Below are 19,833 nucleotides of genomic sequence, written 5' to 3'. Positions count from 1 at the left end.
AAATCGAGATGAATTCAGAGGGAAAACATGACCGATAAGCAGAAGGTCACCATGGCTTCGGTCATACTCAGGCGGTTTGGCTTTACCAATCGAGAAGCTGCCCGGTTCTGGGGGGTGCGCGAAGAAACGGTGGCCAAGTGGGTAACGGGTGAAACCGATATGCCGACGACCATGCAGCTCACGGCGCTTGAGCAAATCAATGCCTGGCAAAGCTATTGTCGGCACATGGCAGGCATTTATCACGATATCTTCCAGGAAGCGCCCGAAGCATACATCGGTGTGTTGAGCGCGAACGACGCGGCCGCATATGGCGTTCCTGAAAGTGATGGTTTCATCTCGAACACCATCGCCAGCATCTGCGCATATCTCGCACCGAAGCACGAACACTTGGTTCTCGTCACATCCGAAGAGGCGGCCCGGGAGGACACTTTAACCCGCTTGCGAGAATGCGCTTTTCTTTGGGCGATCAACTTCGTCGATCTCTTCAATATGGAAACGGCATTCGGGATGACCGAGCTGGCGATGACCGAGTTCCTGGTCTCTCGTCTTCGCCGCGATCTCGGCGATCCTGTCGCGGCGATGCTGTCAACAGATGGCATAACGTATGACCGGCGCTGGACCATCCACTTCATCAACACCCATGATTTCGTGGCTGATTTCGCCAATGAGGATGGCGAGGGTGATGAGCGTCACGAGTATTTCGAGGTTTCATTCACGCCCCTCTCGTTGGATTCTCCCTTCGATTTTTACAGCGATGATCAAGCAAGGGTGCGCCTTGTTCTGGATGATGGCACGACGATGGATGTGGGCCTTGCCACCGGCGATTCTGAAGCTGATTTCGTTGCCATGAACGCAGCAGTTGCAGACATGCTCAATGAAGTATTCGGGACACCCGCGAAGATGAAGACAGCGTTCGAGAAGCAACGTGCTGTCGAGCAAGCCGAACGTGACATGCTGCACTGACTTGCATAATGCATGTTGAACGAATTAGCCGATGGCTGCTAAGTTGGCACTATAGATCGTAGCACTCAAGGGCGTCCCGCTGCGCTGCGACCATTTCTGCCTTGCTTCTCCATGATGGATCAACTTGGCTGGCTTCAAACAGACGCCCAGTCAGCCGCCTTGCGATCATCAGCTTCTCGCGGCCATTTGGCAGGCCATCAAAGATTGCGAAGTCTTCCGCAATGCCCTTCTGCCGCTTGTTTGGAAGCTTCATGCCTTCTTTGGTAACGGCGACGCCAGTGATGATCCTAGGTTGGCCAGGGCGGAACAGTTTGGTCTTGTGACCGTGCAACCGATAGGATGAAAAGATCTTCCTTGCTGCATACAGAAGGCCCCTGGTCGCACCTATGCCCGTGAACACCACGTCATCCACATAAACGGTCATGACACAGCCCTTGCTTGCCGCCAGCTTAGCCAAGGCGTCGAACATGTCCTCGTAGGCAAAGTAGGAAAGGATCGGGCTGGAGCTGCTGCCAGTCGGGAGGTGGCCATCAACTGTGAGCAACTTGGTCAGAATGCCTGCTACGTCCCCCGAGCAAAGCATTCGATCCAGGAAAAAGTGGTGGACCGCCTGTGATCGGACGGACGGGTAAAACTTCCGGACATCGATCTTCACGCAGCCCGCATCCACAGAATGCCCGCTTGCATTGGTGATGTATGACCTCCCCCTGATTGCAGAATGCAGGTAATTTGGGGTCTCAATTTTGGCCAGAAGCAAGGCTACGCGCTTGTGCACCTTGTCCAGCTTCGGCTTAGGTTCTTGGATCGGCCGACCAGTTTTCTTGTCGGTCCATCTCTTGTAGTTGTCCGTTGCTGCGCAAAGCTCGTTCAACTCATCGAAGGTTACCCGCAACCGGTCCGCCAGCATTTGGGGACTGGTGATCTTGTAGAAAATGGACTGGTTGCGGGGGTAGCTCATCGCTCAGACCCTCTGTACTCCGAAATTGTAGCCACCCAGTCCAGCATCTTCACTGCCTTGTCGGCGACGAACACCCTTACATTTTCGACCTTTCCCGCCCCTTCCAACTTCTCGGCGAACAAAAGCAAGGAGGACATGGGAATGTCGAAGGCGTCGGAATACTTCTGAAGCGTGGCCATTGAGACGTTCTTGTCGCCCTTCTCGATTTCAGACACGTAGGATTTTGAAAGGCCCAAGCGCTCAGCGGCATCGACCTGTGACAGGTCATGATAGACCCTCACAAGCCGCAGGGCTTTGTTCAGCATTTTCTCCCTCCAAACAATGAACACCTAGGAGCCGTCGAGGAAGAACCGCGCCAGTTTCACGATGGCTTTAACCATCCAAAACGCGGCCAATAGTATCGACCTGTTCCGAAGAACACGCCGATACCAACGACGGACCCGTTGCCCGGTGTTCAGGGGCTTCTTGGGATCAGTTGTTCCCATTTCAGCATCCTCCTGGGCATCACCACCGGACCACCCGATGGCTGTGCGCCGACCCCAAGAGGCAAAGTGGGCAAACGGTAACCCCCAGGTATCCCCGTGCCGCAACGTGCGCTGCGGCCTTAAGTCGGAAGTCGTCGTCGATCGCATCTCTCGCTCGCGATCGCCGCTGCCCCCAAAGTGGGTAGAGACCGAAGCCTCCTCGACTGGCGAACCAGTCAGCCTGTGGCGCTATCCATCGCCTGAACACTGTCGCCTAGATAGCCGATTCTGTCGGAAAAGCAAGAACAAAGTTCGCCTGTAGCGATTTCGGTCCGCCATCACTATCACCAAGCCACCAAATATTGTGTGTTCCTCTGTTTTGTTGAGGTGCTCCATTAAAATTCTAAGACCACTTCAGGCATGCTCGGCGATGATCTCTCGTGTCGTCTGAACCGCTGCTGCCAGTTCGACACTGTCAGAAGCCCGAAGACCGAGCCCGGCCAGATCGAAGGACAGCTGATCTGATCCCGCGCGACCCGCAGCGGCCCTTGCAGCCCTCCCTCGCGCCCGCCCCGAGGGCGCAGGCGTGGGATCGAGCAGCTCTTGCGAGGGAGATTGAGCCGCTTGGGGCAGTGCATTTGCCTCAGGCCCCTGCGCACCTGCAGCCGCCCGAACCGCCTGCAATTCCTGCTTCAACTTCTCCACCGTCTCGCGCGTCTCGGTCATCTGCCGATCGCGCCGCAGTCCGTCTTCATCCGGATACGGGAAACTCCCCGCCTGACCGGTGTGCAGCGCCTTCAGCGCCGGGTCCTCAAAGTATTTGATCCGCCGCGCCCGGATCGGCATCTGCGCGTCGATCACAAGGATCACCTCGTCGAGGTCCATGCGCCGGGCCTCGTCCTCGGTCAGGAGCGGCGTGTCCTCGGTTCTCTCGGAAACGCTGCGCCCCTCGAACGGGTTGCGCCCGACAGCGCGAGACCTGGTCACAACGCGCTTGGTCGTCTTTCCCACAGCCTGGCTGAGCTCCTCAATGGTCTTCTGCTCGGAGGGGGTGAGGTAGAGTTTCACGCCGGCACCGCCCTGAAGCGACCTGCGGGTGTTTTCACCATAAATCTCGTCCAGCGCGGGGATGGTCTGGGTCACGATGGCGAGGTTGCCGCCGAAGGAGCGCAGCGTCTTTATGCTTTCGGCGACGATCGGCATTTTACCGAGCCGGTCAAACTCGTCGAGCATGATCATCACGGGCCAAGGCTCGTCATCGCCGGGTTCCTGTGCTTGCAGTGAGGCAATCAGATCCGAGAAGAAGAGGCGGATCAGCGGGGCAAGCGGTCGGATCATCTCGGATTCAACCACAAGATAGATCGCATGCGGGCGGCGGCGGATATCCCGGAATGAGAAGTCAGAGGTCGCGGTGGCCGCGTCGATCGCCCGGTTGTCCCAAGTGTCGAGACCCGATGTCATCAGGAGGGAAAGGTAGGAAGTGAGGGTGTCGTTGTTGGTCGATGCCATACGCTCGAAGATCAGTTTGGCCGACTTGTTCTTCACCTCCTGCGAACGCTTCAGGTATTCCTTCTGCTTGTCGCCCCCCGAGGCTGTGATGCGATAGATCTCGCCGATGGTCGGAACGCCGCGCTCGAAGGCCAGAAGACCGGCCGCCACGAAGAGGTCGATACCCCCGGCCAATAGCCCGCTCAGTTTTTCGTTGTCGGTTTGCAGAAAGAGCTTGCCGGTGAGTTTCAGCTCCATCTGCTGCCGGTCGGGGTTAGTCATGGCCGCGATGCGCGCGAGCGGGTTGTAGCGGTACGTCGGTCGGTCCCAGTCGGTCGGCGCGAAGCGGAAGACTTTGTCCCCCATGCTGGCGCGGAATCGCGAGGTCTCGCGGAAGTTCTCGCCTTTCACGTCGAGTACCACGGCAGAGCCTTTGTAGGTGAGCAGATTCGGGATCACGAACCCCACGCCCTTGCCGCGGCCCGTGGGCGCCACGATCAGTGCGTGGGGGAAGGTTTTTGAGACAAGGAACGGGCGCCTGGATTTCGGGGAGCCGAGCTTGCCCAGAAGGAAGCCGCCGCCGGGCTTGGCAAAGAAACCGTTCCGCTTCATCTCACTGCGGGTCTGCCAATGCGTCGTCCCGAAGCGGGTCAATGCATCCCCGAGAAGCGTGACGCTCAGCATCAGCGATGCCAGGCCGAAGCCGCCAAGGATGAGGTTCACCCAGAGGAAGTCCTTCGGCGCAGACTGAGACAGACCCAGATATTCGCGGGCGAGCAGGGTGACGTCGAAGCGCGTGGGCGAATGCCCATAGCGGAACATGACGAACCCGGTCGCCACGACATAGCCCATGGCGAGGCCGACCAGCACGAGGCTCAACACTCCTAGGGCAATCTTGCCTTTATCCATGGGTGATCCCCTTCTCACCATGTGCCGCGGCGTGACGCGCGCGCTGCGCCTCGATCTGTTCTTCGGCCAAGGCATCCAGCACCCGCTCCATGGCGGGGCCATGGGCCGTCACCTCGCTGCTTTCCAGATAAGCCTTCGCGAGTTCCAGCTGCCGCAACGGATGCTCGGTGAACTTTTCCAGCACATCAGCGTGGCCTGCGCGCAGGGCCGTCACGGCGTTCGGCGTGAGGTTGCGGTCGATCTGGGCGACGAGGCGCGGGCCATCCGTCTCGGTGAGCGGTTTCACGTCCTCGGCCTCGGCCCGCTGCAGGAAGGTCATCACGTCAGGGGCGGTCTCAGCAATGAAGCGCCGTTCGGCATAGTCCTGTCGCGCCTGATCCTCGATGTCGAAGCTCCGCTCGCTGATATAGGCGCGTGATGCCCCCATGGCACGCAGGCGGTTGATTTCCTCCTGCACCGCCGCCCCGAACTCCTCGTCCGGCATCTCGGCGCGGTAGCGCGCGAGCGTGCGGTCGTCTTCCGTGATCGGCCCGAGATGATGCATGGGATCGCGCAAGGCGAGGTCCATGTCGCCGGCATGGAGGGTGCGGTCCTTTTCGTCGACGGCGAACTGCTGTGGCTTGCGGCTGTCTGTGATCTTGTCCCAGGCCATCGAGGCCAGTTCAGCATGATCCGGTGACCGCTGCGCGAAGACGTTGAAGGCAGCGCGGGCCTCTTCCACCTCGACAGCACCGGCCCTGCGCACGCTTGGGTCGTCCGAGAAGGGATGGTCGAAATCCGTCCGGCGGAACTGGGCGACGAGCTCCTGGAAATCACGGCGCTCGGATGGGGCGAAGATGTCGGGCTCGCCCGCCGTGCGCTCGCGCTCCGGCAGCGTCACGCGCTCAGCCAGGGCAACCGGGTCATCCTTGGTGTCGTCCACTTCATCGATGGCCCGAAGGATGCGCGCAGCGGTCAGGGTGTCGCCCAAACGGACATGGACGGCTTCCAGCCGGTCCAGCGCTTCCTCGCGATCCTCGCCCTTCTCCAGATCGAGATCGCCCGCCTTGGCGATGGCGCGCAGATCCTGCGCCAGCCATTGCCTTTCGAGTGCAGCGTTGTCTGCGCCCTCGCGCATGCGAGCGGCCACGGCTTCGGGATCGATGCCCGTGCCCTGCAGCACCTCGCTGAGGCGCGCCTTCACCGCATCGTCCTCGAGGCGTCTCATCTGGTCCTCGTTCATGTTGGCCCGCGCATAGACCCCATCCCGGGACGGCGCGTCGAGGAGCGCGGCCGAACGGTCGCCGAGCGGATTGAGATGCGCGACGGAGGCCAGCACATCGGTGAGCTTGCGCTCGATCTCCGGCCGCTCGGATGCGGGTGCCCGGTCGATCGCCGCTTCGATCTGACGGATGTTCTGAGAAAACTCGGTGATCAGCGTGTCAAACGCCGTTTCGTCTTGGGACATGTAGATGGCTCCGTCAGATTGGATCTGACCGCCACTGGCAAGGATGGTGCTGGCCCGCTCGAGCGCCTCTGCCACGTCATCGAAGTTCGACCGGGACGCCTCGGCCGCCAGACCCCGATAGGTCAACGCGTTGCGCGCTACCGTCTGCAGGGCTGCGGCCAGATCGGCCCCCGTGCGCTGGCGCTCGATCGGCGGCCGGCCTTCGTCACGGGCCTTGTAGACTTCGTCGATCTCGGCGCGGTAGGTCGTGACCCCCCGGTCAAGACGCCGTGTCGCCTCGAGCCGGATCCCGTGGACCTGCGCCGCCTCGACCATCGCCACCCGGAAGGCGTCGTAGTTGAAGTGGTGATCCTTCCCGAGAAAGAACATTTCGCCATCCTTGCTGCGGCGGTTTAGAACGATATGCGCATGTGGATGCGCGCGATCTTGGTGTATTGCAGCAATATAGTCGAATTGCGACCCCTCACCTTGAAAGAACTTCTCGCAGACGGATTCCGTGATCGCGCGCACCTCTTCGCCGCTGGTGCCGACGGGGAAGGCCATCAGAAGATGCGAGGTATGGCCAAGCTTCGGACTGTGCCGCTCGCCCCACTGGTTCTCGAAGCGCCGCACGACCCGGTCGATCTCGGCCTCGGTCAGGGTCTTCTTGCCATCATGCGTGCCGCGACTATCGAGGATATGGCTCGACTTGGTGGTGAGGTACGTGAGCTGGGCCTTCAGCTGCGCGCCCGTGTGGCACCCGCCTTTCGAGATCGGCTTGAATATGGCCGGCGAATAGCCGCGTGCAGCCCGGACCATTTGCGCCTTCTTGGCAAGCCCCTGCCAGCTGCCCGAGACCCGGCTCCAATCGCGATCGAAGAGGGCGGGGCTGACGCCGCGCGCCTCACTCCGCGCCATGCTCGGCAACCTGCTCCGCTTCCTGCCGCGCCAGACCGACAAGTGCCTTGGTGACCTCGAGGTCCAGCACGCGGCGCCGACCGCGGAACATCTCCTGGATCTGGTCGGCCATGTCGAAGACGAGCACCGCCAGGTCGCGGATCTCGGCATGGCTCGCGGGGGTATAGGGCAGGCGCTCGCCCTTGAGCTTTGCCTCGTTCAGGCGGCGCGCGATCTGGTTCACGTTGTTGCCGACCCGGTTCAGCGCCGCGCTCATCCCTTTCAGCTCATCAGTCATGCGCTCATCCGGGCGCAGGAGATCGTCGGCGGCCAGCATCAGGCAGCGCATGGCGTCTGACCGGTGGGAGATGCCGCGCCGCGCGAGGGCCGCATCGAAGCCACGAAGGTCGCGCTCGGTGACGCGCATGGTCAGCACACGGGTGCGGCTGTCATTGGCCGAGACGGCGGAACGGCCCCGGCCCAGCACGTTGTAGACGGTCTTGGGCGAGACCTTCAGCGCTGCACTGATCGCACTGACGGAGACGCCCTTCGCCCGTTCCCGGACGATCTGATGGCGCTCCTGATCGGTCAGTCTGCGACTGTGTCCCATGTGAAGTATACGTTCCTATTTCTTGCCAACTTCGTACAAGCCCGCCTTCTCCCAGCACAAGCGGAGAAGGCACCAAGGGCTTGTACTCAATGTAGAAAATCGGCCCCGGAGGCCGATTTGACGTCCTTTGGCAAATGCAGCGCGCAAGGCGCTCAATGCAACGCGTCCCGCGTTGCCTGCACCGCGCACCGCGTCCTTTGGACTGCGTTTTGCGCGCCCTGCAGCACGGCTTCTGGCGAGTGCCCGATGGCCCGTGCTCCCCGCATCGCGCATGGTGCGGAATGCATCACGTCCCATGCGACATGCATCGCGTTCCCTGCGTCGCGCGCTATGGCCCATGTCGCCTGTCGCGCGTCATCTGGGGACCGCATCGAGCAGACGGGAGGACGCCAGGTGTCGCGTGCAGCGTGCCTTCCGCCCCCGGCGCGACGCACCATGCGCCCCGCATTCCGCCTGAGGGACCCCGCATCCCGTCTTCTGCTTGACGCCGTCGCACACGGAGGTTAGCGACGTCGAAACATCTTTGTCGCGTTTCACCATTCTTGCGAGAGGCCCGCCCCCATGCCGAACGACAATCTCGTGGTGATCGCCGCGATGGCCCGGAAGGGGGGGAGTGGCAAGACCACGCTCTCGCGCGCCTTGATCAGCGCTGCCGTTGCCGCTGGCCGTCGCGTCCTTTTGATCGATACCGACAGTACCGGCGTGCTCGGCACCTGGCACAAGCGGGCTGAAGCCGCGGGTTTGGGATCGCCCCTGCTGCGCTCTGCGACTGTCGAGAGCGTGGGGGCTGTGGATCGCCGGATCGAGCAGGTCTATGCGGCGGACTCGGCGGATTTCATCTTCATCGATACGGCAGGCGTCGGGGCCGAGTGGTCGGACGGGATCGCCGTTCTCGCCGATCACATCGTGACACCGGTGATGCTCTCGACCTCGGATCTCGATGTCGGCGCGCAGACCGCCGACTGGTTCGAAAAGCTCCGCGCCCGCGTCGATGATCCCGAAAGCCTACCGCGGCACCACGTCGTTCTGAACATGGTCGACCCAAAAACCACGCGCGCCGATGCCGCCCTCATCGAGGCGGCAATCGCGCGGTTCCCGGTGGTCGAGACCGTGATGATGCGCAGGAATGTCTACAAGGAGATGGACGAAAAGGGCCTCCTGCACGCTGTGGCGCTGCAGAAGCAGGCCGATCCGAACCCCCTCATGCGCCCCCATGTGCGCCATGTGGTCGAGGCGCTCGAAGAGGCGACTGACATCCTCAACAACATCCTCGCGGCGTGAGGGTGGAGCGGTGAGGAAAAAGATTCCGACAATCACGCGGCCCGACCCGGCTTATGCCGCATCCCTGCGGCCAGAGGTGGGAGAAGACCCGGGAAGGGAAGAGGTGCGGCTCGCGGAGGTGATGCCAGAACATGGTAGCGTGCAGCCCGCAGTCCTAGACGATCACGCTGCTTCGCCGCAAAGGACGCAGCCTTCGCCCCCACATCAACCCAGACAGGAGGCAACCGGATCCGCTGAGCCTGCGGTCATGTCATCACCATCCCGCCCACGACGCAGTACGGTGACGCGCAAGATCGACATCCGGGTGAACGCGCTGGAACGGCAAGAGGAAGCCCTGATCGATTGCGGCGTCGATCCCGCCCACGTCATCCGCGCCGCCCTGCGCCGCGCGGTCAAGAACTGGGAGCTTGGGTCCGAGTTCGTCCCACCGTCGGAAGAGCAGCGGACACGGATCACCGAATGGCGCGCACGTACCTCGCTGGCGGTCGATGCCGCTGCGCTGACTGCCCTCTTGCGCGCGCATGACCCCCTCGATGTGCTGAGCAAGTGGGCCTTGGTCCGCGGCCAGATCGAGCCGCGCGTCTGGGCAGAGATCGACATACTCCTGGACGAGATCGCCGTTCGCGCTGCAGCGCAGAATGCAGAAAAGGATACGCCAGAAACCTGTCTATAAAGACAACTTGTCCTTTTGTCGGTGGGTTCTTGCCGAGGCCGCCGACTTCATCTTGCAGTTGCAGAAACCCAACCCTAAGACGTTCAAAACGATATTGCGGCCTCGTTGTTAACAAGTCCTGAGGTCAGTTTGAGAGGAGCACATCATGACCATTTTACCGCGGCTTACGGCCGAACCGATCATGCGCATCCTCTGCAAGAAGACCGACACGCTGGTGGGCTACCTGTACCAATGGAACAATGGCGACCTGCAGCCTGCCTGGCTCAATGATGCCATGCCCGATGTGCGCTACGAGCCGATGGTCGAGGCCGCCTGACAGGCGTAATCTGACTGCGGGCCAGGCGATCAAGGGCGGTGCAGAGTGCCAGTCGCATAGCAGGCCATGCCAAATTCAGCGCATCATGAGTTATAGAATAGAATTCTATAACTCATGCGTTGGAACCGAACCCGTTCCGACAGGCCCAATTTCTTTTCTTTCAGCCTCCCTGTCCAACCTACCGCGCCACGGTAATGCGGCTCCTTTGAAGGCGTAGCTTTTGCGGCGAGGGATCACAGAGGCAACGGATCGATCATCCACGAGCGCACGCGCACGGTTCTCGGAGCGGCAAGGGCAGACTGGAAGCCGGTGGCCTTCAAATATCGTGGCGCCGCGCCCCTGCCAGTATTTATGGTGAAGGCCCCTGCCTTGAACGGGCAATGCTTGCATCATCCCGAAGCCCCGCAACGAGCTTTTCGACAAGCTCGACGGCCTCGGTGACGCCTTCGGCGCGAAGTACAAGCCGCTGGCCGGGCCGGTAGCGGGTGTCACCGCTCTTGGCGATATACTCCTCATCGACAAGTCCCTGCCGGTGGGCAAGCAGATGGCGCTGCTGGAACGCCCGCGCGAGTTGGTCGAGGGAGGGGGCGTCGAGATGGGCGTCATAGCCCTGCCCCGTTGTCTGCTGCCAAAGGGTGCTGCCCTCGGCAAGGTTCTGGAAAGCGTTCCGCCTTGTCCTAGGAGGCGCGGGAAGCTCCACAAACAGTGCTTCGACCACACGCTGAAAGGCGGTGACGGCGTTCTGCAAGCCGTTCTCGATCACGACGCGCACGGTGGTTTCGGCGGTGTCGCGATCCGGCATGGCGGCGCGCACCTGGTCGAGCGCCTTCAGGGTGGCCTTGATCCCAGCGATGGTCTGCTCAAAGACCTGTTCGGCGGCGCTGTGGCCGCAAGCGGGACAGAAATAGGCAGCCCCGATCACGGCATAGCGGCAGGTGCAGGACGGGCAGGTGATCTTCAGCGCCATTGGGTCGGTGGCGGTAGGGGGCAGCATGACATGCTGCGGCCGGGAATCCACTTTCATCGTCATCGAAATGAAGCCGCCGCGCGGCCTGCTCCGGTTGAACCGGGCAGCATCGGTTTTCAGTACTCGATTGAGGCCGCCTTGAATCTGCGCCACGGCAGCCGCGTGCATGTGCTCGACCTGTTGCTGTGTCCACCAACGGTCGCTGTGATCGGTATGGCCGCAGGCGGGACAGTGAAGCCGCTCTGCTTCCTTGGCCTTATGCCAATCTTCGCTGAGCACCTTGAACTGGAAAAGGCATTCATCCGATGGGCATTCACGGTCGAAGTAGCCTTCCTCGTCGTCCTCAATGAGGATCGAGACTTCGCCGCCGCCTTCGAGGCTCCGCAAAAATCGTTGTGTTTCTTCAAACATCTCACAACCTCAGAACATCTTGTAGCGCACCGTTCGCTCTAGCCCCATATCTAGCATGATTGCAGGGCAATTTGGAGTCTTCCATTTGAAGGGGCTCTTCCCTTGCCCCTGGTGTTCAATTCCTGATCCTACCGTCTGCCAGATCACCGGACGCTGAAGGTAAGGCGCTTGCGGGGCGCCTCCTGCCATGCTGATTGCGGCCTTGCTCAGGCGAAGCCCGTGGCGCGCAGTGCCTTAAGCGCCGCATGAAGGCTGGTCTGCCCTTCTTTCCGTGAATTGACCCCCCGGGAGCAGGAGACCTGCCATTACCCAAGCCATTACTCTCGACAACCTGCACAACCTACCTGAAGCGAACCGGGATAGTCTGGATGCTCCATGATATGGGCATACCGGATTTCGGCACTGTCACACATCTCGCAGAGTTGGCTGGGCTCTTCCAAGTCTTCGACCCCGACACAGGTCCAGCCTTTTTTCGGGACGCCTGCCTCTGACCATTTCCCTCGACGCGTGTGACTGTCCCGATCCATCGCCCAACCTACCCCGAAATCCGTTTGAGTTGGGCAGCGTGGGGATCATAGCGATAGCTGGTTATTGTGCCGTCCCTGATCTTTTCCACAGCGTCGTTTATGACAAAAAGAGGTACGAGGAACCATTCTCGCGGGACCACAGGCCGTCCAAAGCGATCCATGATCTCGATTTCGAGCCGTGCAGGTTCGAAAATGCGGTGGATCAGGTTCTCCAGCTTGGACCGATTGATGTTGTAAAGCTCGTATGTCGCAACCACCTCGACATTCGCCATCAGGAACGTCGGCTGCAAATGCGCGCCGGCGATCCGCTTTTCGACGCTCATATTGGTGACGCCGATCTTGTGCACCAGTTCCCGGTTTTCTGTGACGAGTGGATGATCGGACTTGCTGCGAAGCACATAGATGATCCCGCTCGCTTCATCCCCATCGATGGTCTGGTCCGAAAAAAGCGGGCCCGCCGATGGGTCAGTTATCCGGCGTCCGGCGTCGTCCTTGTTCAACGCACGCTGGAGCGAGCGCATCAGCATATTGCTCTCGGTGCCGTTATCAAAGATTACCCGCAGCCGCGCATCCGTACGACCTTGTTCATTCGTGATGGTCTCACCCTTTTCAGCAACATAGGCTTTCTGACCGCCGACGATGAAAAAGCGGCCCTTCTCGATCTCCGCTTTCATCTCGAAAGGGCGCGTTTCGCGCAAACCGGTGTCCAGTTCCTTTTGGACCATCTCGAACAATGGCTTGAACTTTGAGAAATCTTCGCATTTTTCACGGTTGGCGACCTCGTCGGCGGCCTTTTTCTCAGCGGTAGAGCGGACATGCTTCAATTCGGTAAGCGGGGATGCATCTACCGCCACACCCAGTTCCGCCAGAAGCGCGTCATCATCGAGCTCATCCGTGTCCGTCGCTACGAGCGTCGGGCCCTCTGACAGAAGTTCGTGTTTGTCAAAGGGCGCGACGAGATCGCGGCATTCCTGTAAGTCGCGGATCCGATCGAGGCGCACTGCATAGAGACGTTCGAAGATATCGCGGTCTTCACCGTGCTGTGGCGGGCGACCGAATTCATCGGCGAACCGAAGGATCTCTTCAAAGCCTGCGATGATGCGTTCTTCGCGTGGTGTGCGGCTGAGCTGCTTCTTGACTTCGACCTCGACGCCAAGCTCAGCAAGAAGGGCATCGTCTTCGTCGGTGAAACCCTTAGCCATTGGCAGCCTCCTGCTTCATGCGCGCGAGGTAAGCCACGCCTTCGGCCATTTTCTTCTCCCACGGATCAGGCGATGTGATGGAAGGCAGACGGCCCCGCTCCTGCTTGAACTTGACAGCACGCTTCGCCAGATCGCGCGCCTCGTCCGGTGACAGTTGCACCTTCTTCGCCGAGATCACGGCCTGAACCTGCCGAAGGCTCTCCTCGCTCATCGTCTTTGCCAAGATCGAATAGGCTTCGCCGAAGGGGTTGATCCGGTCGATCAAGTCGATGTCGAGCTCACGCACATCCATGGCGAATTTGCGCACCCCGTCGATCAGCGCGGTGTTTCCCGTAGTCTGCGTGTCATCGCCGCTCGAAAGAGCGATCTCCTTTGCTTTCTGGGTCAGGTTCAGCGCGGCCACCGCATGCTGGCGTACGGCTTCCTGATCCTCGGCGTCCAGCTCCGGGAACCTTGCCCCCACGATCTTGCCCATGCGAACCTGCGTGAGTTCCTCGGGCACCAGCTCCTCATCGAAGAGCCCGCGTTCGATCGTGGTCTTGTCCTGGACGAAAGCGGTGATCACCTCGTTGAGGTCTTCCTGGCAGATGCGCTTGGCTTCCTTGCTCTTGGGTTCGACCAGGCCCTTGATCTCGATCTGGAACTGCCCGCTGGCCTCGTTGAAGCCAACGTTTTCCTTGCTCGGATCATAGCCGCCCTCGCCATAATCGAACCCTTCGACAGGGCCGCTTTTCACGGTCTTGGGCGTGAAGTTGAAACGCGGGGCCAGCACCTGCTCCATCAGCAGGCTCGCGGCGATCGCCTTCAGCGTGTCGTTGACCGCCTCGGTCACGGCCTCGGCCGCGGCGTCAGGCTCGGCGATCAGATTGGTGAACCGGGCGCGCGTCTTGCCCTCGGCATCGCGGGTGGCGCGGCCGATAATCTGCACGATCTCGGTCAGGCTGGCGCGATAGCCGACCGTCAGGGCGTGTTCGCACCAGATCCAGTCGAACCCCTCCTTCGCCATCCCCAACGCGATGATGATGTCGACATGATCGCGGTTGTTCTTCTGCGAGGGGTCCTTCAGCGCGGCGGAAACCTTGTCCCGCTTGGCGGGTTCATCATCCACCAGATCCGCGATGCGCAGCACACGCCCCTCGGGCGTCTTGACCAGCTGAAACCCGGTGGCGGGGTCGGTGCCCTGCCAGTCGCCGAGAGCATCAATGATGTGCTCGACCTCGCGGTGCTTGTCCTTCGTGCTCTCGCGCGAGTTGACGTTCGGGATGTGCAGGATCGTCTTCTCGGTCGGGTCCAGCACCTTGAGGATGTCATCCGCATAGGACCCGGAATAGAAGAAATACCCGATATCGAGCGTCTTAAGGTATTTGTAGCCGTTCAGCTGCTCATAGTAGGTGTAGGTGACGGTATCGAACTTCGCCTCGTCCTCGGGCGACAGAACGGCCTCGGCATCGCCGCGGAAATAGGACCCGGTCATCGCCACGAGGTGCACCTTGTCGCGCGCGACCAGCGCGCCCAGATGCGTGCCCAGCTTGTTGTCGGGATTGGCCGAGACGTGGTGGAATTCGTCCACCGCAATCAGCCGATCATCGAAGGCCTCGATCCCGAACTTGTCGACAGCAAAGCGGAAGGTCGCATGGGTGCAGACCAGCACCTTGTCGTCGCTCGCCAGGAACTTGCCGACCGCGCCAACCTTGCCGTCATCCCCTCCGGGCGCGTTACACAGGTTCCATTGCGGCTTCACCTCCCAATCGGCCCAGAAGCCATACTTGCTGAGCGGCTCGTCGTTGAAGCTGGACCCGATGGACTTTTCCGGCACCACGACGATGGCCTGACGCAGGCCCTGATTGTGCAGCTTGTCGAGCGCGATGAACATCAGCGCGCGGCTTTTGCCCGAGGCCGGGGGCGACTTGATCAACAGGTATTGCTCGCCCCGCTTTTCATAGGCGCGTTCCTGCATCGCGCGCATGCCCAGCTCGTTCGACTTGGTCGAGCTGCCATTGGCGGCGTATTTGACCGAGACGGAGGGAACATTCTGCATCATCAAGCCTCACCTCCATTGACACCTTGAAATGGGAATACTGCTACATAATCCACTGTGGCGACAACAGCGGCATACATTTCAACGATGGCGTCCACCGAGCGCTTTGCTCGTTGTCCGCTCATGGCGCGGATTACTGTCTCAGCATTCGCATATTTCGCGATCTGTTCATCTGAGAGCGAGCTGGGGCCATCCTTGAATTGCTCATGAAGCAGCTTGCGTTTAGAATCAATTGCTTCGTGCAAGTCATCAACCATTCGTTTCTTGAATTCCTGGAAAACAGGAAGGTCTTCGGGCATCAACATTGCTTCCAGCTCTACCCAATTGAATTTATATATGTGGTTGGCCCAAGCCAGCAGAAGCCGCTCGCGAAAGGTTCCTGGGCAGCGGGCCATGTCACACACCGCCATCTGCAACAAAATCTGATAATTCTTAAGCCCCATCAGGATCGGCCTGGTTCTTGCGACCTTGCAACCGTTGTGCAAGATGTGCCTTTTGATCCGCATTCTGGACATACTGGACCGACCGATATCGATCTAAACACCAAGTACCCTTCCGAAGCTGCGAGCGGGTTGCAAGATGGACGCTTGGCATAAACCCCATCTGGTGAAATGAAATTTCTGTGTAGGCCGCAGCAAAATACTGGAAAAGGTCGTCAAAACTCTTTGCAGCCTTCACGCCGCTGATCCCGTGTTGGATGATTTCCGATAGACCTTTGTGCCATTCATCATCGGCTATGCGAACAGTCTCAGCCGCGGCCATTTCGGTCACCCGGAGGGTTCTCTCACAATATTTCTTCCAGACCTTCAGATCGGAGCAATGCTTCAGATCGAGGTAGGTATCCTTACCCCAAATCCGCTCAAATGTCGATTTGAGCGCATAGAACCTTTCGATTGGCATGAAGTCACTGGTGGTCATGCACTCACCTTCGTCGTCATCTTCGTGTACATCTCGAACAGTTTTTCCAGCCGTTCGGTGTCGTTGCGGAAGCGGCGGCCGATGTAGATGCGTTCGAGCACCTCGTCGTTGTGGTCATGCGCGGCGCGCAGGTTCGCGGGCATTTTCTCGGGGTCGTAGAGGTCGGCGATGGTGGCGGGGAAATGCGCCTCGCGGGCCAGAAGGATGCCTTCGGCTGCCGCTGTCAGGTCGGCGCGGTTCTTTTCGGTCAGTTTGGGGACGGGAAAGGTGTTCCAGCCCAGGGTGTTGGAATAACTGAAATCATTTCTCATTCTGACACAAACACTAGCAATCCATTGTAGATGAAGTGAACTGGCTACTATCGCCAAAAGCCAAAGCTCTGCATCGTAAACAACCGCGCATTTGTTCGATGCCACAGTTGCGTCGTCGATGAAACCACATGGCAAGTACTCTCGATTAGACGATGTGATCGAAGGTACAATTAGCGCGCTACCCTGCCGATGGGGCGCATAAACAAAACGATGTGGTGTATCGGCATTGCTCTGCGACTGTAGCCCTTTACTGCTTGAGCGGATTTTCTGGACGGCATCAAGTCTTTGCTTGATTGGAGGAATTTCTTTAGCAAGTGCAACATTGTCGTTTTCAATCCACAAGCAGTATCTGTGGCTTGATTTGGTAAACTCCTGAGCGCCAACGTATTTCTTAACAAGCACTGAAGCCTGCGGAAAATCCTCAAGAAGCGCTCGTACGTCTTCTCTGCTCAAAATTAGTTCGCCACCATCTGAAGGCTTGTTGCCATAGTCCATTTCAGGGAGGCCGTTCAACGAGTAAGACGATTTCGCCACGATGGTGTTTGACATCGGAATGAGGTAAGGGCCAATATTCGGCACGCTCATCTCATTCTCTGCGTCGAAAAGGCGTTTTCGTTCAGATGCGGCAAACGAAAGTCCCACGATTACAACTGTCACGCCAGCGTTTGACTTTGCAAGGTTCTGCCAGGTGAATGGTCGATGCGCGAAGAATATTTCCGCTCCGCTCGAAAATATGAATGGCCACAGCATTGCCACTTGGATGCCCTGGCAAATAGACTTCGTTGCCACAAAGGCGGATTTGCAATCAACCGACTTACCATACTGGACCGCTTTTGCGAACCAGCAGGCCACATAGTCTAAATCACGATAGGTTTTTGTAATGGGCGCAAAAACTCGCTCCATGTCTTCCTGTTGTTCTGTCGTTCGCCATTGACTCCCCAGATAAGGCGGGTTCCCGCAGATGTAGGTCTCGCCCCCCTCATTCGCGAAGTCGATCTGCGCCTGATCCTCTGGCTGCATGAACAGGTCATCGGCCTGAAACTTCACCCCCGTCCCCGTGGGCGGGCAGATGGACAGCCAGTCCAGCCGCAGGGCGTTGCCGCAGGTGATCCAGTTCTGCGCATCCAGCGGCAGGAACTCGGCCAGCGCCTCTTTCTGGCCGCGATAGGTCACGTCGCATTGGTATTCCGCGATGATCAGCGCCAGCCGCGCGATCTCTGCCGAGAAATCCCGCAGCTCGATCCCGCGATAGTTGGTCAGGGGAATGTCGGTGCGGCGATGCGGCTCGCCCCGGCGCTTGTTGATCTCATACTCCAGCGCGCGCATTTCCTTGTAGGCGATGACAAGGAAGTTGCCCGACCCGCAAGCGGGATCGAAGACGCGGATTTTGGCCATGCGGGCGCGCAGATTGGCCAGCTTGCGCGCATTGTCGCTCGCCGCCTCCAGCTCTGCCCGAAGATCATCGAGGAAGAGCGGGTTCAGCACCTTCAGGATGTTCGGCACCGAGGTGTAGTGCATGCCAAGGACCGAGCGTTCCTCTTCATCCGCGACGGCCTGGATCATCGACCCGAAAATGTCGGGGTTGATCTGCGTCCAGTCGAGGCTGCCGATATGGGACAGGTAGCGCTGCGCGATCTTGGAAAAGCGGGGGACCTCGGTGCTGCCGGAGAAGAGCCCGCCGTTCACATAGGGAAAGGTGTCGGCCCAACGGGGCAGCTTGGCCTCGGCCCGCTTGGGGATGGGGGTGTTCATCGCGCGGAAGATCTCGCCGATGACTTCGTGCGTGTTCGACCCGTCGCGGTTGGCCATCTGGTCGATAGTGGCGGTGAACAGGTTGTCGCTGACGAAGATGTCGGTGTCTTCGGCGAAGAAGCAGAAGATCAGCCGCGCCATGAAATGGTTCATGTCGTGGCGTTTGTCGGCGCTGCCCCAGTCGGGGTTGTCCTTGATCAATTCGACATAAAGCCGGTTGAGGCGGCTGGTCGCGCGGATGTCAAAGGCGCTCTCTCGGATCTGCTTGACGGTGGAGATACCGGCGAGCGGCAGGAAGAACCCGAAATGGTCGGGGAAATCGGCGTAGCGGCAGGCGATGGTTTCGCCAGTGGTGATGTCCTCGGCCTCGAGGTCGATGCCATCGGTGGCGAGGATGAATTTCGCCTTGGCGCGGGTGGTGGCAGGGCTGTCGCGCAGCGCAGTGAGGGTTGCCGCGATGTCGCCCGGCGCGCAAGTCGCAAGGTGGATGTTGTTGGTCTGCAGGACGCCGCCAATGTCGGACTTGTTCGACGCGCCGGTGCGCAGGCGCTTGATCGTCGTGTCCTTGTTTCCGAAGGCCATGAGGAAGGCATAGGGAAACTCGGCCGCATCAAAAGGCTGCTCAGCGAGTTCGGAAACGGCTTGTTCAATCTCAACGGCGTTCATGCGGCGGTCCAGGGGTTGATCAGGTCGATCTCGCAACCCTCGAAGTCAGGCGTATTGCGCGTGGCGACGGTGGCACCACGGGTGTGGGCAATGGAAGCGATCTGGCAATCGGCCTGGGCGATCGGCCGCCCTGCGGCGCGGCGTGCAGCGGCGATGGTGGCATAGGACTGCGCGGCGTCGCTGTCGAAGGGCAGGATGCGACCGGCGAGGTCCTCGCGCAGGATACGGTCCACGGCGTCAACCAGCGCGGCGCGGCGCTTGCCGTTCCCCATGATCGCGAGGCCGTAGCGCAGCTCTGCCTCCGATATCGAGGTCAGATAGACGTTGAGCCCGTCCTGAGCGGAAAGCCAGTGTTCAACCTTGGGCTCCGGAGCCGGGCGCAACAGCTCCGAGATGACATTCGTATCGAGGATGATCATGCGTCAGGCCTGGTCGAACGCGGGCGGTTCACGCATGGCTTCACGCTGCGGAAGGTCAAGATCAACGCCACCCAGAGGCGCGACCCGTGCACGGATGGCCGCGGCAAGATCGTGGGATGGCTTCGCTTCGCCGACGACATGGCGCAAGATCTCGCGCGCCTCCTCTTCCATCGAGCGGCCATGCTCGGCTGCGCGTATGCGAAGGCGGCGCTTCACGTCATCGTCAAGGTTCCGGATGGTAATGCTTGCCATGATATCCTCCTGCTAGGAGTGTAATCACCGCAATCAATGCGATCAAGACTAATCGCCTGAATGCAGGGCCTCATAACCCCGCCGCTTCTTCACCGCTGCGAGCTTCATCAAAGCGGTGATGGCCTTGCCCTCATCAGGGTGCGTCTCGACCATCATCTGCCCCCGGAAACCGATCCGGCCCCACTCGCGCACAAGGCTGGCACGACCGAAGAGATCGCGTTGCACGCTCAGCCGATAGAAACGACGCATGTTGCGCGCCGGATCGACCCGGCGCATCTGCACGTCGGTCGGGAAGACATCGAGCTGGATCGGTTTGTGGTACATGTAGTGATCAGGTAAAGTTTCCTACACAATATCAGGTGGAAGCCTGCGCTTCCACCTCGAT

18 protein-coding genes are annotated in these 19,833 nt (G+C 59.9%); 4 read left to right on the top strand and 14 right to left on the bottom strand.

Annotation, left to right across the window (positions count from 1 at the left end):
- The first annotated feature begins 27 nt into the window (after positions 1–27).
- Complete coding sequence (locus MXB90_RS13060) at positions 28–963, top strand: hypothetical protein (protein WP_250045601.1); 936 nt, start codon at positions 28–30, stop codon at positions 961–963.
- 49 nt (positions 964–1,012) lie between these two features.
- Here the strand turns inward: MXB90_RS13060 and MXB90_RS13055 are convergent, their stop codons facing one another.
- The 5 genes from MXB90_RS13055 to MXB90_RS13035 form a co-directional block, all read right to left on the bottom strand.
- On the bottom strand, positions 1,013–1,921 hold the full coding sequence (locus tag MXB90_RS13055; protein WP_250045599.1) for a reverse transcriptase family protein: 909 nt from the start codon (positions 1,919–1,921) through the stop codon (positions 1,013–1,015).
- On the bottom strand, positions 1,918–2,226 hold the full coding sequence (locus MXB90_RS13050; protein WP_250045597.1) for a helix-turn-helix domain-containing protein: 309 nt from the start codon (positions 2,224–2,226) through the stop codon (positions 1,918–1,920). The genes MXB90_RS13055 and MXB90_RS13050 overlap by 4 nt, the downstream gene beginning before the upstream one ends.
- Before the next feature lie 573 nt (positions 2,227–2,799).
- The gene (locus MXB90_RS13045) at positions 2,800–4,782 is read right to left on the bottom strand and encodes a type IV secretory system conjugative DNA transfer family protein (protein WP_250045595.1); all 1,983 of its coding nucleotides are present in this window, start codon (positions 4,780–4,782) and stop codon (positions 2,800–2,802) included.
- Complete coding sequence (locus MXB90_RS13040) at positions 4,775–7,126, bottom strand: relaxase/mobilization nuclease domain-containing protein (protein ID WP_250045594.1); 2,352 nt, start codon at positions 7,124–7,126, stop codon at positions 4,775–4,777. Before MXB90_RS13040 ends, MXB90_RS13045 begins: the two co-directional genes overlap by 8 nt.
- On the bottom strand, positions 7,113–7,715 hold the full coding sequence (locus tag MXB90_RS13035) for a helix-turn-helix domain-containing protein (RefSeq protein WP_250045592.1): 603 nt from the start codon (positions 7,713–7,715) through the stop codon (positions 7,113–7,115). The genes MXB90_RS13040 and MXB90_RS13035 overlap by 14 nt, the downstream gene beginning before the upstream one ends.
- Before the next feature lie 561 nt (positions 7,716–8,276).
- Between MXB90_RS13035 and MXB90_RS13030 the strand changes: the two genes are divergently transcribed.
- From MXB90_RS13030 to MXB90_RS13020, 3 genes are all read left to right on the top strand, one after another.
- Complete coding sequence (locus MXB90_RS13030) at positions 8,277–8,996, top strand: ParA family protein (RefSeq protein WP_250045590.1); 720 nt, start codon at positions 8,277–8,279, stop codon at positions 8,994–8,996.
- A 280-nt stretch (positions 8,997–9,276) separates the two neighbouring features.
- Positions 9,277–9,669 (top strand): hypothetical protein, encoded by a 393-nt coding sequence (locus MXB90_RS13025; RefSeq protein ID WP_250045589.1) that lies wholly within the window; start codon positions 9,277–9,279, stop codon positions 9,667–9,669.
- Positions 9,670–9,814: 145 nt separating this feature from the next.
- Entirely contained in the window at positions 9,815–9,985 is a 171-nt protein-coding gene (locus MXB90_RS13020) for a hypothetical protein (protein WP_165910185.1), read from the top strand.
- 349 nt (positions 9,986–10,334) lie between these two features.
- Here MXB90_RS13020 and MXB90_RS13015 read toward each other — a convergent pair whose 3' ends face one another.
- The 9 genes from MXB90_RS13015 to MXB90_RS12975 form a co-directional block, all read right to left on the bottom strand.
- Entirely contained in the window at positions 10,335–11,363 is a 1,029-nt protein-coding gene (locus MXB90_RS13015) for a hypothetical protein (protein WP_250045588.1), read from the bottom strand.
- A 535-nt stretch (positions 11,364–11,898) separates the two neighbouring features.
- Entirely contained in the window at positions 11,899–13,092 is a 1,194-nt protein-coding gene (locus MXB90_RS13010; protein ID WP_250045586.1) for a GIY-YIG nuclease family protein, read from the bottom strand.
- Positions 13,085–15,130 (bottom strand): pseudomurein-binding repeat-containing protein, encoded by a 2,046-nt coding sequence (locus MXB90_RS13005; RefSeq protein ID WP_250045585.1) that lies wholly within the window; start codon positions 15,128–15,130, stop codon positions 13,085–13,087. The genes MXB90_RS13010 and MXB90_RS13005 overlap by 8 nt, the downstream gene beginning before the upstream one ends.
- A gap of 2 nt (positions 15,131–15,132) precedes the next feature.
- The gene (locus tag MXB90_RS13000; protein ID WP_250045584.1) at positions 15,133–15,573 is read right to left on the bottom strand and encodes a hypothetical protein; all 441 of its coding nucleotides are present in this window, start codon (positions 15,571–15,573) and stop codon (positions 15,133–15,135) included.
- The gene (locus tag MXB90_RS12995) at positions 15,563–16,048 is read right to left on the bottom strand and encodes a G5 domain-containing protein (protein WP_250045583.1); all 486 of its coding nucleotides are present in this window, start codon (positions 16,046–16,048) and stop codon (positions 15,563–15,565) included. Before MXB90_RS12995 ends, MXB90_RS13000 begins: the two co-directional genes overlap by 11 nt.
- Complete coding sequence (locus MXB90_RS12990) at positions 16,045–18,777, bottom strand: class I SAM-dependent DNA methyltransferase (protein ID WP_250045581.1); 2,733 nt, start codon at positions 18,775–18,777, stop codon at positions 16,045–16,047. Before MXB90_RS12990 ends, MXB90_RS12995 begins: the two co-directional genes overlap by 4 nt.
- Positions 18,774–19,196, bottom strand: a complete 423-nt coding sequence (locus MXB90_RS12985) for a type II toxin-antitoxin system VapC family toxin (protein WP_132694148.1) — start codon at positions 19,194–19,196, stop codon at positions 18,774–18,776. Before MXB90_RS12985 ends, MXB90_RS12990 begins: the two co-directional genes overlap by 4 nt.
- 3 nt (positions 19,197–19,199) lie before the next feature.
- The gene (locus tag MXB90_RS12980) at positions 19,200–19,448 is read right to left on the bottom strand and encodes a FitA-like ribbon-helix-helix domain-containing protein (RefSeq protein ID WP_054540688.1); all 249 of its coding nucleotides are present in this window, start codon (positions 19,446–19,448) and stop codon (positions 19,200–19,202) included.
- Between the two features lie 48 nt (positions 19,449–19,496).
- Positions 19,497–19,772: a WGR domain-containing protein gene (locus MXB90_RS12975; protein WP_250045580.1), complete on the bottom strand. Its 276-nt coding sequence runs from the start codon at positions 19,770–19,772 to the stop codon at positions 19,497–19,499.
- Between the last annotated feature and the right edge of the window lie 61 nt (positions 19,773–19,833).

Source organism: Phaeovulum molybdatiresistens (genome assembly GCF_023544865.1).
In the GTDB taxonomy this organism is placed as follows: Bacteria; Pseudomonadota; Alphaproteobacteria; order Rhodobacterales; family Rhodobacteraceae; genus Pontitalea.
Note: the sequence above shows the minus strand (reverse complement) of the source record. Positions and strands in the feature narration are given on the sequence as shown.

Coding starts and splice junctions, on each gene's coding strand:
- MXB90_RS13060 (WP_250045601.1), top strand. CDS start 28: ATGACCGATAAGCAGAAGGTCACCATGGCTTCGGTCATACTCAGGCGG.
- MXB90_RS13020 (WP_165910185.1), top strand. CDS start 9,815: ATGACCATTTTACCGCGGCTTACGGCCGAACCGATCATGCGCATCCTC.
- MXB90_RS13000 (WP_250045584.1), bottom strand. CDS start 15,573: ATGGGGCTTAAGAATTATCAGATTTTGTTGCAGATGGCGGTGTGTGAC.
- MXB90_RS12975 (WP_250045580.1), bottom strand. CDS start 19,772: ATGTACCACAAACCGATCCAGCTCGATGTCTTCCCGACCGACGTGCAG.
- MXB90_RS12985 (WP_132694148.1), bottom strand. CDS start 19,196: ATGATCATCCTCGATACGAATGTCATCTCGGAGCTGTTGCGCCCGGCT.
- MXB90_RS12980 (WP_054540688.1), bottom strand. CDS start 19,448: ATGGCAAGCATTACCATCCGGAACCTTGACGATGACGTGAAGCGCCGC.
- MXB90_RS13010 (WP_250045586.1), bottom strand. CDS start 13,092: ATGGCTAAGGGTTTCACCGACGAAGACGATGCCCTTCTTGCTGAGCTT.
- MXB90_RS13005 (WP_250045585.1), bottom strand. CDS start 15,130: ATGCAGAATGTTCCCTCCGTCTCGGTCAAATACGCCGCCAATGGCAGC.
- MXB90_RS13015 (WP_250045588.1), bottom strand. CDS start 11,363: ATGTTTGAAGAAACACAACGATTTTTGCGGAGCCTCGAAGGCGGCGGC.
- MXB90_RS13040 (WP_250045594.1), bottom strand. CDS start 7,126: ATGGCGCGGAGTGAGGCGCGCGGCGTCAGCCCCGCCCTCTTCGATCGC.
- MXB90_RS13035 (WP_250045592.1), bottom strand. CDS start 7,715: ATGGGACACAGTCGCAGACTGACCGATCAGGAGCGCCATCAGATCGTC.
- MXB90_RS12995 (WP_250045583.1), bottom strand. CDS start 16,048: ATGACCACCAGTGACTTCATGCCAATCGAAAGGTTCTATGCGCTCAAA.
- MXB90_RS13045 (WP_250045595.1), bottom strand. CDS start 4,782: ATGGATAAAGGCAAGATTGCCCTAGGAGTGTTGAGCCTCGTGCTGGTC.
- MXB90_RS13030 (WP_250045590.1), top strand. CDS start 8,277: ATGCCGAACGACAATCTCGTGGTGATCGCCGCGATGGCCCGGAAGGGG.
- MXB90_RS13055 (WP_250045599.1), bottom strand. CDS start 1,921: ATGAGCTACCCCCGCAACCAGTCCATTTTCTACAAGATCACCAGTCCC.
- MXB90_RS13050 (WP_250045597.1), bottom strand. CDS start 2,226: ATGCTGAACAAAGCCCTGCGGCTTGTGAGGGTCTATCATGACCTGTCA.
- MXB90_RS12990 (WP_250045581.1), bottom strand. CDS start 18,777: ATGAACGCCGTTGAGATTGAACAAGCCGTTTCCGAACTCGCTGAGCAG.